This is a genomic window from Gordonia phthalatica (assembly GCF_001305675.1).
GTDB lineage: Bacteria > Actinomycetota > Actinomycetes > Mycobacteriales > Mycobacteriaceae > Gordonia > Gordonia phthalatica.
In genome coordinates this window covers 1,909,683-1,924,564 of the sequence record NZ_CP011853.1, presented here as the reverse complement: position 1 = coordinate 1,924,564, position 14,882 = coordinate 1,909,683, and the positions used below count along the sequence as shown (strand labels likewise).

Sequence of the window (14,882 nt, the reverse complement as noted above, 5' to 3'; positions counted from 1 at the left end):
GTTTCGGACCGTATTGAACTGACGTCGCGGCCCGCGCGTGATCGAGTTCGGGCTGTCAGTCGTTGCTGGTCGAATCTGCCAGCGCCTTGTTCGCACGGCGCTTGGAGACGATGAGGCTGAGGACGGTCGTCACCACGAGGGTGCCGCCGATGACGCCCAGCGACAGCGCGGTGCTGATCTCCGGAACGGGGACGTGGTTGCCGCCGTTGATGAAGCTCAGCGTGTTCTCGTGCAGGGCGTGCAGGACCAGCTTCACACCGATGAAGGCCAGGATCAGCGACAGGCCGTACGACAGGTAGATCAGCTTGTTCAGCAGACCGCCCAGCAGGAAGTACAGCTGGCGCAGACCCATCAGCGCGAACGCGTTCGCGGTGAAGACCAGGTACGGCTCCTGAGTGAGGCCGTAGATCGCCGGGATCGAGTCCAGGGCGAACAGGACGTCGGTGAAGCCGATGACGATCAGCACCACCATCAGCGGGGTGATCATCCGCTTGCCGTCGATCCTCGTCGTCAGCTTGTCGCCGTCGTAGACGTCGGTGGCGCGGAACCACTTCTTCACGATCCGCTCGACGCGGCCCTGCCGCTCCCGCTCCTCGGCGGCGGGCTCATCGCTCTCGTTCAGCAGCTTCACCGCGGTGAACAGCAGGAACAGACCGAAGATGTAGAACACCCAGCTGTAGGCGTTGATCGCAGCGGCACCGACGGCGATGAAGCCGCCGCGCATCACGAGCGCCATCACGATGCCCAACAGGAGCACCTTCTGCTGGTACACCCGCGGGACCGCGAACTTCGTCATGATGACGACGAAGACGAACAGGTTGTCGACCGACAGCGCCTTCTCGGTCACGTACCCGGCGAAGTACTCGCCGCCGTACTGACTGCCCCACTGCCACCAGACGAAACCGCCGAACAGCACGGCGATGCCGATGTAGACCGTCGACCAGAATCCCGACTCGCGGAGCGTCGGCTCGTGCGGAGTCCGGACGTGAGCGAAGAAGTCGAAGACGAACAACCCCAGGATCACCGCGCCGGTGATCAGCCAGGTCGTCAAGGAGACATGCATGATGAGTCAATTCCTCCGTGCAGCACTGAATGGCGATGCCGGAGGTCTCTCCCACCGCCGGGAACCGTCGTGCGTCCGGCGGCGGCGCTCCGGGAGGTCGGCTGGACCACCGATCGGCGGTGATCCAGGCCGCCACCGTACTGACGGAGACGCCACGAGTCGGGGATACTCCCCTCGTTGATCGTCGCCGATTCTACCTCAGAACTCGTCCTCGCCGCCAGCCGAACCGCCGGTGATCGACGCGATCACGCCGGCCAGATCCTCCGGCTTCACCAGCACGTCACGCGCCTTGGATCCCTCGCTGGGTCCCACGATCTCGCGGGTCTCCATGAGGTCCATCAGACGCCCGGCCTTCGCGAAACCGACGCGCAGCTTGCGCTGCAGCATCGACGTGGAGCCGAACTGACTCGACACCACCAGTTCGATCGCCTGCAGCAGGTCGTCGAGGTCGTTGCCGATGTCGCCGTCGATCTCCTTCTTGTCACCGGCCTTCGCGGTGGTGACGCCCTCCTCGTACTCCGGCTCGGACTGGGTGCGCGTGAACTCGACGACCGACGCGATCTCCTCGTCGGTGATGAAGGCGCCCTGCATGCGGATGGGCTTGTTGGCCCCCATCGGGAGGAACAGCCCGTCGCCCATGCCGATCAGCTTCTCGGCGCCCGGCTGGTCCAGGATGACGCGCGAGTCGGTCAGCGAGCTGGTCGCGAACGCCAGACGGCTCGGCACGTTGGTCTTGATGAGACCGGTGACGACGTCGACCGACGGGCGCTGCGTGGCGAGGACCAGGTGGATGCCTGCGGCACGCGCCTTCTGCGTGATGCGGACGATGGCGCCCTCGACGTCCTTCGGCGCCGTCATCATCAGGTCGGCGAGCTCGTCGACGATGGCGACGATGTACGGGTACGGCTTGTACACGCGCTCGGACCCCAGCGGCGCTGTGATCTCGCCGGACCGCACCTTGGCGTTGAAGTCGTTGATGTGGCGCACGCGGGAGGCCTTCATGTCCTGGTAGCGCTGCTCCATCTCATCCACCAGCCACGACAACGCGGCGGCCGCCTTCTTCGGCTCGGTGATGATCGGCGTGATCAGGTGCGGAATCCCCTCGTAGGGGGTCAGCTCCACCATCTTCGGGTCGATCAGGATCATCCGGACCTCGTCCGGCGTCGCCCGGGTGAGCAGCGAGACGAGCATCGAGTTCACGAAGCTCGACTTACCGGAACCGGTCGAGCCGGCGACCAACAGGTGCGGCATCTTCGCGAGATTCGCGTGCACGAAGTCGCCCTCGATGTCCTTGCCCAGACCGATGACCAGCGGGTGGCTCTCCTTGCGGGTCGACGGCGCCGCGAGAACGTCCGACAGGCGCACCATCTCGCGATCGGAGTTCGGCACCTCGATGCCGACGGCCGACTTGCCGGGGATCGGTGCCAGCAGGCGGACGTTGTCGGTCGCCACCGCGTACGCGATGTTGCGCTGCAGGTGCGTGATCTTCTCGACCTTCACGGCGGGGCCGAGCTCCACCTCGTAGCGGGTGACCGTCGGACCGCGCGTGTAACCGGTGACGGCGGCGTCGACCTTGAACTGCTCGAGGACGCTGTTGATCCGGTCGATCATCTCGTCGTTGGCCGACGTGCCCTTCTTGGCCGGCTCGCCCTGCATCAGCAGATCGGCGGGCGGGAGGACGTAGTCCGAGTCGCCGGACGGGTCGACGAACGTTCCGCCGCGCGGTGCGGCGACCGGCTGCTCGGGAACCGACACCGGCTTGACGATCGGTGCCGGACGACGCCGTGCCCGCGGTGCCGGAGCAGGCTCGGGTTCGGACTCCGGCTCGTAGACCGGGAACCCGTCGTCGTCGAGGTTCTCGTCCAGATAGCTGTCGTAGCCGTCGTCGAGGCCCGTGTTCTCGAGCGCGACGGTCGGATTGTCGTCGACCGGGACGTCGTCGAAGGGCGCGTCCGGAATCAGCGGCTCCGTGACCAGATCCGGCATGCCCTCATCGCGTCGTTCCCCCGCCGTGCCGCGAGTGCGGCGCGACGACGAACTCGGGCGGGGCCGCCTGCGGGTGTCCGGCGGGTAGTTGTCGTACGGGTCGGCGCTGCGCCGGCGACGCGGGGCGGGAGCCGGTTCAGGTTCGGGCTCGGGCTCCGGTTCCGGCTCGTAGTCGTCGTACTCGGCGTCGTCGTCCCAGTCCTCGTAGTCGGCGTCGTCGTACTCGTCGTAGTCGTCATAGACGCCGAGACCCAGGTAGTCGGAGACTGCGGCGGCGACGTCCCCGACGGTTCGTCCGCTGAGCGCCAACAGACCGAAGGCGCCCAGGGCCAGGAACAGCGGAACGGTGATCCACACGGTCACCGCGTTCGTCAGCGGCGAGGCCAGGGCGTATCCGAGGAATCCCGCGGCCTGTGCTCGCGAGTCGTAGTCGGCGGGCGCCCCAGCCGCGAGGTGCACCAGTCCGAGGACCGGCACGGAGAGGAGGAGGACGCCCGCGATGTTGCGGAGTCGCCGACTTGGATTGGCGGGAAACCGCATCACCAGGATCGCGATGCCGAGCAGGAGGACCGGGACCGCATACGCCAGTGAACCGAATCCCGCGCGGACCAGCGAGTCGATCACGGCACCGACCGGACCGAACGCCCGGAACCAGACGCCGAGCGCGATCAGCGCCGCGAGAAGGGTCAGTGCCAGGCCGATGCCGTCGCGCCCCTGCGCGGGCTTCTCCTCACGCGGAGCGCCGACGCGGGCCACGCTGCCGAGGCCCCGGGCCGCGAGGTTCCAGGTGGCGACCACCACGCGCCCCGCAGAGGGGCGCTGTGCGGGCGGTCGTCGCAGGTCCTGAGACTGTGCCGCGCGGCGCGGCGCAGCACGGCGTGCGGGTGGTCGCGCGCTGCCGCTGCGAGAACGTCCACCGCCGCCCGACGACTTCCGAGAAGAGGTCGCGGACGTGCGGCTGCGCGTAGATGCATGGGAAGCCATGGCTCCCAGCCTAGTGCCCACCATTCACAGCAGTCACACTGGCAACACCGGAAAGGTCACGGTCGTGTCGATTTCGTAACCCTCTAGAGGGCGCGTTTCGCACTTCTCAGGCTCGCGATGGCGATCGGACTGCCGGAGAACTCGACGTTCACCGGTGCCCGGCCGAACGCGAACAGCAGCAGTTCTCCGACGGAACCGGTGACGGTGACGGGCTCACCGCGTCCGGCCCGCATGAGCTCGCGACCGTCCAGAGCCACCATGGTCGCGCGGACCGGCGACGACGACATGATGCGTCGGCCCACGGTGCGCAGCGGCGTCTCGAGCGCGCGCAGCAGTTCGGGCGACACCTCTCGTGCGTCGAAGGACTGCTCGGGGTCCGCTCCCCCGCGCAGGACGTCCTCGTGGTGGACGAACATCTCGGCGAGGTTGAGGAAGCGGTCGCCCGCCCGGAACGGCGAATACCAGGGCGGTCCCTCGGTCAGCAGGACCAGGAGTTCGTCCCACGGTCGGTCGGCGTAGCTCTCGGAGACGGCGGCGGTGTGGCCGGCGAGGGCGCCGACGAAGATGCCCGCGGTGGCGTCGAGCCGACGCTCCCGCAGAATCAGATGGACCGCGAGGTCGCGGTTGTTCCACCCCGCGCACAGTGTCGGAGCGTCGGGGCCCGTCTCCCGCATGGTTGCGACCAGCGCCGCACGCTCCAACCGGGCGAGGTTCACCCCCGGTCCCCCACTGCGATGACCGTCGGGACGATCATCGGACGACGACGGTACTTCTCGCCGACCCAGCGACCGACGGCTCGGCGCACACCCTGCGCGATCCGGTGGGTGTCGGTGACGCCCTCGTTCGCGAGTTCCACGAGCGCCTTGTTCACCAGTTCGGCAGCCTCGGACAGCGCGCCCGGGTCGTCGGAGAAGCCACGTCCGGAGACGGTCGGCTTGCTGACCGCGGCGCCGGTGGCGGCGTCGATGGCGACGCTGATGGAGATGAAGCCGCCTTCGCCGAGGACCAGGCGGTCGGACAGAGTCGACTCGCCGACGTCGCCGACGGACAGTCCGTCGACGTACACGTGGCCGACCGGGACGCGTCCGGTGATCTGCGCGCGGCCGTCGACCAGGTCGACGACCACGCCGTCCTCGGCCAGCACGATGCGGTCGGCCGGGACACCCGTGGCCTCGGCGAGCGCGGCATTGGCACGGAGGTGGCGCCATTCGCCGTGGACCGGCATCGCGTTGGAGGGACGGACTGCGTTGTAGAGGTAGAGCAGCTCACCGGCGGAGGCGTGTCCGGAGACGTGGACCTTGGCGTTGGCCTGGGTGATGACGGTGGCACCGCGCTTGGCGAGCCCGTTCACGACCGCGAAGACCGAGTTCTCATTGCCCGGGATCAGCGATGAGGCCAGGACGACGAGGTCGTCGGCGCGGATGTTGATCTGCCGATGCTCACCGCGCGCCATGCGCGAGAGCGCCGACAGCGGCTCACCCTGGGATCCGGTCGAGATCAGAACGAGGCGATGATCGGGCAGGGTTGCCGCGGTGTCCATGTCGACGACGACGCCCTCGGGAACGGTCAGGTAGCCGAGTTCCTGAGCGATCTGCATGTTGCGGACCATCGAGCGACCCACGAACGTCACACGGCGACCGTGGCGGTACGCCACGTCGACGATCTGCTGGATGCGGTGGACGTGGCTGGCGAACGACGCGACGATGACGCGCTGTTTGGCCTTGCCGATGACGGTGTCGAGGACGCCGCCGATCTCACGTTCGGGCATCACGAAGCCGGGGACCTCGGCGTTGGTGGAGTCCACCAGAAACAGGTCGACGCCCTCGTCGCCGAGGCGGCTGAAGCCCGCGAGGTCGGTGAGGCGGTTGTCGAGCGGCAGCTGGTCGAGCTTGATGTCGCCGGTGTGCAGGACCAGGCCCGCCGGGGTGCGCATGGCGACGGCGAGCGCGTCGGGGATGGAGTGGTTGACGGCGAAGAACTCGCAGTCGAAGTCGCCGTAGTTCTGGCGGTCGCCCTCCATCACCTGGATCAGCTTGGGGCGCAGGCGGTGCTCGCGGCACTTGGCGGCCACCAGCGCGAGTGTGAAGCGGGAGCCGACGATCGGAATGTCGTTGCGGAGTTTGAGGAGGAACGGCACCGCACCGATGTGGTCCTCGTGACCGTGTGTCAGGACGACGGCCTCGATGTCCTTGACGCGATCCTCGATGTAGCCGAAGTCGGGAAGGATCAGGTCGACGCCGGGCTGCGCGTCTTCGGGGAACAGCACGCCGCAGTCGACGATCAGCAGCTTGCCGTCGTACTCGAAGACGGTCATGTTGCGGCCGATCTCGCTGATGCCACCGAGCGCGACCACCCGCAGCCCGCCCTTGGGCAGCTTCGGCGGCGCACCCAGGCGATCGATCACGTCGCCGGTCACCGAGGATCCGGTGGCCGCGGTGACGGTGTTCGACTTCTTCTTCGCCGCCGCCTGACTCTTCTCGGGCGGGCCGGCCTTGCGCGAGGCGCGACGGCGGCCGCTGCTCTTACCGCTCTGCTGGCTGTTCTTGTCTGTCATCAGGAGATCACCTCGGCAGCGCGCAGGTCGGCGATGAGCGCTTCGATCTGGTCGGGTTCGGCAGGGACTTGGGGCAGTCGAGGGTCGCCGACCTCGATGCCCAGAATGCGGAGTGCGGTCTTGCTCATGCAGACGCCGCCGAGGCGTCCCATGGCGTCGACCAGGGGCGACATCGAGTCGGAGATCCGTCGAGCGGTCTCCAGGTCGCCGGCGAGGACCGCGTTGCGCATGTCGCGCAGGCGGTCGGCGGCGACGTGACCGATGACGCTGACGAACCCGGTGGCACCCACTGCGAGCCACGGCAGGTTCAGGGCGTCCTCGCCGGACAGGTACTCCAGGTCGGTGGCGGCCATGATCTTGGCGGCCGCGTGGAGGTCGCCCTTCGCGTCCTTGACCGCCTTGATGTTGGGGTGCTCGGCGAGGCGCAGGATGGTGTCGGTCTCCACCTGGATCACCGAGCGCGGCGGAATGTCGTACAGCATCACCGGGAGGCTCGACGCGTCGGCGATGGTGCGGAAGTGCGCGAGCACGCCCGACTGCGGGGGCTTACTGTAGTACGGGCTGACGATGAGGACGCCGTCGGCACCGATCTCCTCGGCTTCGCGGACGCGTCGTGCGGACTCGGCGGTGTCGTAACTGCCTGCCCCGTGGATCACCTTGGCGCGGTCTCCGACGGCCTCGAGCGTGGCGCGCAGGAGGTCGTTCTTCTCGGGAACGGTGGTGGTCGGCGACTCGCCGGTGGTTCCGTTGACGACCAGGGCGTCGCACCCCTTGTCGACGAGGTGGACGGCGAGTTCGGCGGCCTTGTCGAGATCGATGGCGCCCTCCTTAGTGAAGGGGGTCACCATTGCTACCGAAACCGTCCCGAACGGGTGTTCCACACTTGTCGCGTCAGCCGAGTCCATGCCGCTCAGGCTACCGCCTCACGCCGTGATCAACGCGGTCAGCCCTCGAATACGAAAGGCGATGTCGCGACTTCGGTTCCGTCGGAGAGGACGCCGATTTCGAAGTCTCCGAACGCCGTTGGTGCGGCATCTCGGAGGTGACGGAGGCATTCGACGGCCAGTTGCCGGATTTCGACGTCGGCGTGCTCGGTGGCACGCATTCCGATGAAGTGCCGCCACGCGCGATAGTTGCCGGTGACGACGATGCGGGTCTCGGTGGCGTTCGGCAGAACCGAGCGAGCCGCCTGTCGTGCCTGCTTGTGTCGGAGGATCGCATTCGGCACGTCGGCGAACTTGGCCTCGAGTTCGGTGAGGAGTTCGCTGTACGCCTCACGCGAGGCGTCGGTGGCCTTGATGAAGAGGTCCTCCAGGTGCGCGTCCCCGCGGATCGCGGGCGGCGCGACCACGTTGGAGTCGTGTTCGGGGACGAACCGCTGCGACAGCTGCGAGTACGAGAAGTGACGGTGGCGGATCAGCTCGTGCGTGCACGATCGCGAGATGCCGGTGATGTAGAAGGTGCACGTCGCGTGTTCGAACAGCGAAGTGTGTCCCACCTCGAGCACGTGGCGGAGATATCCGGCGTTGGTCGCGGTCCGCGGATTCGGCTTGTCCCAGCTCTCATAGCAGGCCCGACCGGCGAACTCGATGAGCGCCTCACCACCGTCGGCATCGGTGTCCCAGTCGACCTCGGGGGCCGTGAACTGCGTCGCCGCGACGAGTTGGACCTTGAGGGGCACCAGTTCGGACATTCGTCCTCCGCTTCTTTCGATCTGCCCGGTTTCAGTCGGTAGACTGCCGAGCCAATGGATTCTCCCTGGTCATTGTCTCTCAGGGAGTCGAACCGAGGAGAAGAGCCCCAATGCCTGCTGGCACTTGCGCACGTCGCCGTGTCGCCGTCCTCGCCGCTGCGCCGGCCGTCACTGCGGGAACCGTTGCCGTGGTACCCGCCACGACCGGCGTCGCAGATGCCGTGCCGGGCACCACTCGGCAGGCCGTTCCGGCACGAATGTCGAGCGGACGCTGAAGGCCGACCGTCCCGTGCCCGGTGCCACCACCGTCGTCGCCGACGTGATGGCGTTGGCGCCGCTCGCCGGCTCGGCGGACTTGCCCGGGATGTACCGGAGACGTTCGTCGACAACCCGGGCGCCCGTCAGGCCTACAAGAAGATGCTCGACGCCGTCCTGACCACTGCAGAGGCCGGTCACACCACGCTGATCAACTGCAGCGCGGGCCGCGATCGGACCGGGTGGGCCGCCGCGGTGATCCTGCGGATGCTCGATGTGGACATGACCGTGATCGAGGCGGACTTCACGGCCGGGAACATGGGCGTCGACGTTCGTTGGCTGCGCGGCGCCTTCGCTCACGCGACCGCGCTGTACGGCGGCTTCGACAACTACCTCACCAAGGGGCTGGGCTTCTCCCCCGCCAAGCAGCAGCGTCTGCGCGCCGCGCTCACGTCCTGAATTCGTCCGCCCGATTCGGTCACGCGAGCCAGGCGGCCAACTTCTCGGCGACCGCCGGATCGTGCAGCAGGGTGAAATGATGTGCGCGCCCGAGATGCAGTCCGTTGGACGGATCGAAGCCGATCCGGCGGGCTCGCTGCTCGCCGCGGGCGCTGGAGTACAGGACGAGGCCGTCGCCCACCACGCGGCCGACGGGGTTCCGCGGCGAGCGGGTGACCGTCGCCGAGACAAAGTAGTGGTCGACGCCGTCGAGCAGCGGCACCTCGGCCGCAACGGCCGCACCGAGGGCGTCGGGGTCGCGCCCCGACCAGTCCTCGTCGACCAGGCTGCCGCCGCGGAGGTCGCGGATGCCCGCGCTGCGACGTCGGAGGAGTGATCCGAACGCTGCGGTCTCCGGAAAGCGCGCGAGCGCGGCGCTGCCGTAGTGGGCCAGGGTCTCCAGCGGTGCGCCGAGATGCGGCGTTCCGAGACTGACCGTGGCGGTGACTCCGCCGACCCAGTAGTGATCGTTGCGCCGAGCCCAGTCGGCGGCGCTCCGCAGAACCAGCCCGCCCATCGAGTGTCCGATCAGGACGATCCGATCCACCGGCACGGGCCAGCGCTCCACCAGGCGTTCGAGAAGCGCAGACAGCGCGCGACCGTTCACGGAGATGTGGCGGCCGGTGTTGTAGCGAAGGTAAACGGGAGTGAATCCCTGCGCGGCGACCACATCGCCGTAGTGCGGCGCCTCGCCGAGCCGGAAGGCGTGCTCGGTCTCCATCAGCCCGTGCACGAAGACCGCGATCGACCCCGTCGCATCGGGGTAGGCGTCGGCGACGTCGGCCGGGGCGACCGGTGCACCGTCTACCCGCAGGCTCATGCCCTGTTCGGCGAGGAGTGAGCGTTGCTTCACGAGGTCGTCGCCGATGAGTCCGGTGACCGCGGCGATGACCTCGGAGCCGAACCGCGTCTGTGACGGCGGCGCTGCGAGCGGAAGGTCGGCGACCGCCTCCCCCACGGTGGCCGCGGTGGTCGTCGTGGCCTGGACGGTGCTATAGACGCCGTCGGTGATCGCATCGTGGACCACCTTCACCGGCGTCGCGGCGCGCCCGGTGAAGAGCCCGACCGTCCTGAAGACGCGATCGGAGATGCCGCGGTGTGTGCGGTGGATGCCGCCGGCTGCCCGGCTGGTCTCCCGCAACGCGAGCCCGACCAGCTCACGCACCTCATCGCGACGTTGTTCGGCTGCTTCCATGCAATTGAGTGTACATCCGTACTCTTAAAAATCAGCCTCGGACAACGGTCCCGAGCTTGGCGTAGGTGTCCTCCCACCCGTGCACGGCGATCGCATCGATCCCGAGATCGGCGACGGGACGGTCGTTGCCACCCTCGTCCAGGCGGTCGCCGAAGAAGAGGATGTCGTCGATACCGAGGCCGAGGATCTCCATCAGTCGACGAGCGCCGTACGCCTTGTCGATGCCCTTCGCGGTGATGTCGACCGAGGTGGAGCCGCCACTGCGGACCTCGAGGTCGGTCAGTCGCTCGGCGGCGTACGCACGAAGCGACTCCTTCTTGCGGCCGTCGGGATCCCAGGCGGCCTTCGCGTCGACCGGAGCCGCCTGCCCCAGCGCGGAGAACGTGACCTGACTGCCGCGATCCTCGAGGATCGGCCCCCAGGTCTTCTCCTCCCAGAGCCCGAGCTCACGAGCACCCTCTTCGACGACGGCCATCGCGCGCGACTTCTGATCGCCGGAGAGGTCTTCGGCGTACACCGTGTCCCACGAGTCGCCACCCCAGCGGATGTAACGGGTGCCGTTGGTCGGCATGAGGTGCAGGTTGGCCTTGTCGGGGAAGTCGCCGAGCCGGTCGAGGACCTGCGACTGGAACTGGCCGTACTGTCCGCCCGAGATGATGCAGCCGAGGCTGCCCGACAGCAGTTCACGGAACAGCGCGACCATCTCGTCGCTCATCGCGGTCTTCGACGGCGCCAGCGTGTCGTCGAGGTCGAACATGACGAGCTGATAGGTCTTGCCATTGTGCGTGACGGACAATTGCCCACCCTTCCGTTAGTTGTGCGGCCCGAAGTCTAGCCCGCGTCAACGGAGTCCGACGATTTCAGCCGGACATCACTCCGACGTCGACCACGAACAAACTTTCGATAGAGCATTGCGGATGCCCGTTTCAGGAAGTATCATTAGAACAACAGTTCGACACCACAAGTATCAACTGAGGGGCACGATGACCACCACGATGACGACTCTGACCCACCGTCCCGCGTCGCCCACCGACGACCTCTCCGAGGTTCGGGCGATCGTCGCCACCGCGCGTGACGAATCCCGTCTCGCCTGGGAGCGGTTCCGCCTCATCTACTCGCTCGTTCAGCGCCGACTGGCCACCGACTCCGCAGACGGCGTCGACCGCGACCGGCTCCTGGTCGACACGATCGGCGTCGTCGCCGCCGAGGTGGCCGTGGTCCTCACGGTCTGCCGCGAGACGGGCATGCGCAAGGTCGGCCTCGCCATCGACGCCAATGAGCGCCTGATCCAGACCGCCCGCCTGCTCCGCGACGGCGTCATCAGCGAACGGATCTTCGCCGCCATCGCGTTCCAGTGCGCCGCCGTCGACGACGAGGATCTCATCGCGGCGATCGACGCCGAGATCGCCCAGGAACTCCGCGAGTTCGGCGCCGTCAGCCAGGGCGTCGCCGAGGACGCGGCCCGTCGGTTCATCGCCGAGTACGACCCCGACGGACTTCGAGAGAAGCGCAAGGCCAACACGCCCGGCGTCAGCATCGCCAACGACGTCGACCAGTCGACGCTCACCATCGCGACCAGCCCCGAGGACGTCGCCCTGATGGACAAGGCCAACCGGGCCCGCGCCGGCCAGGTCTGCCAGCACGACTCGCGAGCGTTCGGGAAGCGTCGCGCCGACGCGTTCGTCGCCGCCCAACTCGGCACCCCGTTCGGATGTGACTGCGGACGCCCCGACTGTCCCGCCGACGCATCCGCGCAGGAGGTCGACGCGCAGTTCGCGCAGATCGTCGTCCACGTGGTGGCGGACGCCTCCACGCTGAACGGCAGCAGCGACAAGGCCGCCTACCTCGACGGCTTCGGCGTCATCGACGCCCACCATGCGCGCGAGATCGCCTCCCGCGCAGACGCCCTCGTCCGCCCGCTCGACCTCGCCGGTCTCGCCGACCGCACCGCCCAGACCGCCGACGGCCACCGTCCCACCGCAGCCTGCGACACCGCCGTCCGCGCCGTCCACGGCACCTGCTCCACTCCGGGCTGCAACCGAGCCGCGTGGTCGTGCGACCTCGACCACGTCACCGAGTACAACCACGACTCGCCGGCCGCCGGCGGCGCCACCTGCCCGTGCAACCTCAATCCGAAATGCCGAATCCACCACCTGATCAAGACGTTCGCCGAGGGCTGGCTCGACGACCAGGTGGTCGACGCCAACGGCGTCTTCTGGACGGAGACCACCACTCCCTCCGGGTACACGGTCCGCGCCAAGGCGAGGAACCACTGGCTGCTGCCCGAACTCGGGCTCATCCCCTGCCGGCACGGCGAACCCGTCGCCCCCGGTGTTGCGGATTCGGCCGCCCAGCCGGAGCGGAGTCGGACGCGCCTTCAGGCGAAGCACGACTACCGCATGCGACTCCGGTCGCAGCGGCGTTACGCACGCGAGTGCGCCGCCGCGGCGAAGGCCGACACCGCCGTCCTGGACAGCGACGGCGAGCCGCCCTTCTGATCGGTCGGCGTCAGTCGCCGATCACCCACGCGAAGGCCTCGGCCTTCGACCTCGCGCCCTGCGCCGTCCTCGACCGCGACTGCTCGTCGACGTCGGCGAGGACGCTCTCCCCTGCCCGCACCAGATCCGCCAGGACGGTCGGCGTCAGATAGTCGGGCCGCGTCGCGAACAGGAGGTCCTCGCTCGCGGTGTTCCCACTGGCGCCCGGTGCGAACGGGCAGCCGCCCAGTCCGCCGAGCGCGCCGTCGACCAGGGTCGCACCGCCGTCTGCCGCGGCGAGGGAGTTCGCGACGCCCATCCCCCAGGTGTCGTGCCCGTGGAACACCAGGCGGCGACCGTGCGCCTCGACCGACGAGAACAGGTCGCGGACCTCGCCGGGATGCGCCTGACCGAGCGTGTCGGCCAAGACGATGTCGTCGGCGTCGGCCGTCCGCGGGTCGGCGACGATCCCGCGCACCCGCTCGGGATCGACGGGGCCGTCGAACGGGCAGGTGAACGCGGTCGCAAGACACAGCTGGATGCGTCCGCCCACGTCCTTCGCCGCCGCGATCGCCTCGGGCATGGCGGCGACGCTGTCTTCGGTGAGGCGGCCGATATTGGCTTTGTTGTGCGCGTCGGACGCCGACAGGCAGTACTGGAAATTCCGCACGCCCGCCGCCGCGGCCTTCACGACGTGCCGGGGTGTCGCCACCCACACCCAGCACCGTTCCAGTTCCTCGGGGGTCAGCTGCGCGACGATGTCGAGGGAACCGGCCATCGGCGGAACCAGGTCGGGCCGCGCCATCGAACCGATCTCCAACTCGGGGATCCCCGCGGCGAGCAGCGTGCGCACAAGCTTCACTCGGACGTCGACGTCGAGGACCTTGCCGGTCAGCTGGAGCCCGTCACGCAGGGTGACATCACGCAGTGCCACCTGTGAGTAGTCGGTCATCGGTCGCCTCCAAGGAATCGTTCGCGGATCTCCGCGGTGTGCTCCCCGAGTTCCGGTCCCACCGAGCGGATCGGCAGGGACGCCTCGCCGAGGACCGGCACGATGCCGGGGAAGCCCACACGTCGCGGTTCGGTCCCGCCCGCGTCGACATCGAACTCCTGCACCATGTTCCGCGCCCGGTACTGCTCGTCGGCGACGATGTCCGCGGCGGTGTAGATCGGGCCGGCGGGGACCTGCGCGGCGTCGAGCACCGCGAGCACCTCGTCGCGTGACCGCGCGCCGGTCCAGGCGCCGATGGCGGCGTCGATCTCGTCGCGACGCTGCCAGCGGCCATCGTTGTTCGCGAGGTCGGGGTCGTCGGCGAGGTCGTCGCGCCCGATCGCGCGCATGTACCGCGGGAAGATCGCGTCGGCGTTGCCGGAGATCACCACCGAACTGCCGTCCTCGCACAGGTAGCCGTTCGACGGTGCGATGCCCTCCATCCGACCGCCCGTCCGTTGCCGGGTGACGCCGTACGCGCCGAGGTCGGGGACCAGGGACTCCATCATCGAGAAGATGGCCTCGTTCAAGGCGACGTCGACGATGCGGTCCGACAGCGGGAGCGGCTCATCGCTCTCTTCCCGTCGACGGAGGCCCTCGTACAGCGACATCACCGCCCCGAACGCCCCGTACAGGCCTGCGATGGAGTCGCCGATCGAGACGCCGACGCGCACCGGCGGCCGGTCGGGGTCGCCCACCAGTTCGCGGAAGCCGCCGTAGGCCTCGGCGACGGCGGCGAAACCCGGCCGTTCCGAGTACGGGCCCGTCTGACCGAACGCGGAGATGCGAACGAAGATCAGGTTCGGGTTCACTGCGCTGAGCTGCTCCGGTCCGATCCCCCACTTCTCCAGGGTTCCCGGTCGGAAGTTCTCCAGCACCACGTCGCAGTGCGCCGCGAGGGTCTCCACATCGTCGCGGCCCTCGTCGGTCCGCAGGTCGAGCACCACCGACTTCTTGTTGCGGTTGATGGTGCGGAACAACATCGACGTCTCACCGTCGTACAGACGCCAGTTGCGAAGTTCGTCTCCGGTCTCGCGTTCGATCTTGATGACCTCGGCGCCGAAGTCGGCGAGCATGCGTCCCGCAGTCGGCGCGGCGATGTAGTTGCCGAGTTCCAGGACACGGACTCCGGCGAGCGGAAGTCGTCGCGATGATGAGGCGTTGGTCACGCCTCCACCCTATTCTC

Annotated in this window: 12 protein-coding genes; 2 read left to right on the top strand and 10 right to left on the bottom strand. The window is 68.3% G+C overall.

Going from position 1 to position 14,882, the window contains the following annotated elements; translation table 11 throughout:
• Positions 1-55 precede the first annotated feature (55 nt).
• The 6 genes from ACH46_RS08985 to thyX form a co-directional block, all read right to left on the bottom strand.
• The gene (locus ACH46_RS08985; RefSeq protein ID WP_062392599.1) at positions 56-1,063 is read right to left on the bottom strand and encodes a TerC family protein; all 1,008 of its coding nucleotides are present in this window, start codon (positions 1,061-1,063) and stop codon (positions 56-58) included.
• A 198-nt stretch (positions 1,064-1,261) separates the two neighbouring features.
• A complete protein-coding gene (locus ACH46_RS08980) occupies positions 1,262-3,847 on the bottom strand; it encodes an FtsK/SpoIIIE family DNA translocase (RefSeq protein ID WP_062395189.1) in 2,586 nt (861 codons plus the stop codon).
• Positions 3,848-4,116: 269 nt separating this feature from the next.
• Entirely contained in the window at positions 4,117-4,749 is a 633-nt protein-coding gene (locus tag ACH46_RS08975) for a TIGR03085 family metal-binding protein (RefSeq protein WP_062392598.1), read from the bottom strand.
• Complete coding sequence (locus tag ACH46_RS08970) at positions 4,746-6,587, bottom strand: ribonuclease J (protein WP_062392597.1); 1,842 nt, start codon at positions 6,585-6,587, stop codon at positions 4,746-4,748. The genes ACH46_RS08975 and ACH46_RS08970 overlap by 4 nt, the downstream gene beginning before the upstream one ends.
• Complete coding sequence (dapA, locus tag ACH46_RS08965; protein WP_062392596.1) at positions 6,587-7,492, bottom strand: 4-hydroxy-tetrahydrodipicolinate synthase; 906 nt, start codon at positions 7,490-7,492, stop codon at positions 6,587-6,589. Before dapA ends, ACH46_RS08970 begins: the two co-directional genes overlap by 1 nt.
• Before the next feature lie 38 nt (positions 7,493-7,530).
• Entirely contained in the window at positions 7,531-8,280 is a 750-nt protein-coding gene (thyX, locus tag ACH46_RS08960) for an FAD-dependent thymidylate synthase (protein ID WP_062392595.1), read from the bottom strand.
• 54 nt (positions 8,281-8,334) lie between these two features.
• Between thyX and ACH46_RS20785 the strand changes: the two genes are divergently transcribed.
• Positions 8,335-8,994 (top strand): tyrosine-protein phosphatase, encoded by a 660-nt coding sequence (locus ACH46_RS20785; protein WP_082399526.1) that lies wholly within the window; start codon positions 8,335-8,337, stop codon positions 8,992-8,994.
• A gap of 19 nt (positions 8,995-9,013) precedes the next feature.
• Here ACH46_RS20785 and ACH46_RS08950 read toward each other — a convergent pair whose 3' ends face one another.
• Together ACH46_RS08950 and ACH46_RS08945 are read right to left on the bottom strand one after the other, a co-directional pair.
• Positions 9,014-10,228: a lipase family alpha/beta hydrolase gene (locus tag ACH46_RS08950; protein WP_062392593.1), complete on the bottom strand. Its 1,215-nt coding sequence runs from the start codon at positions 10,226-10,228 to the stop codon at positions 9,014-9,016.
• Between the two features lie 31 nt (positions 10,229-10,259).
• Positions 10,260-11,024, bottom strand: a complete 765-nt coding sequence (locus ACH46_RS08945) for an HAD-IIB family hydrolase (RefSeq protein WP_062392592.1) — start codon at positions 11,022-11,024, stop codon at positions 10,260-10,262.
• Positions 11,025-11,211: 187 nt separating this feature from the next.
• On the opposite strand from ACH46_RS08945, the gene ACH46_RS08940 reads away from it, so the two are divergent.
• Complete coding sequence (locus ACH46_RS08940) at positions 11,212-12,726, top strand: DUF222 domain-containing protein (RefSeq protein ID WP_062392591.1); 1,515 nt, start codon at positions 11,212-11,214, stop codon at positions 12,724-12,726.
• A 10-nt stretch (positions 12,727-12,736) separates the two neighbouring features.
• Here the strand turns inward: ACH46_RS08940 and ACH46_RS08935 are convergent, their stop codons facing one another.
• Together ACH46_RS08935 and ACH46_RS08930 are read right to left on the bottom strand one after the other, a co-directional pair.
• Positions 12,737-13,657 (bottom strand): beta/alpha barrel domain-containing protein, encoded by a 921-nt coding sequence (locus ACH46_RS08935; RefSeq protein ID WP_062392590.1) that lies wholly within the window; start codon positions 13,655-13,657, stop codon positions 12,737-12,739.
• Entirely contained in the window at positions 13,654-14,865 is a 1,212-nt protein-coding gene (locus tag ACH46_RS08930) for a CaiB/BaiF CoA transferase family protein (RefSeq protein ID WP_062392589.1), read from the bottom strand. Before ACH46_RS08930 ends, ACH46_RS08935 begins: the two co-directional genes overlap by 4 nt.
• Positions 14,866-14,882 lie beyond the last annotated feature (17 nt).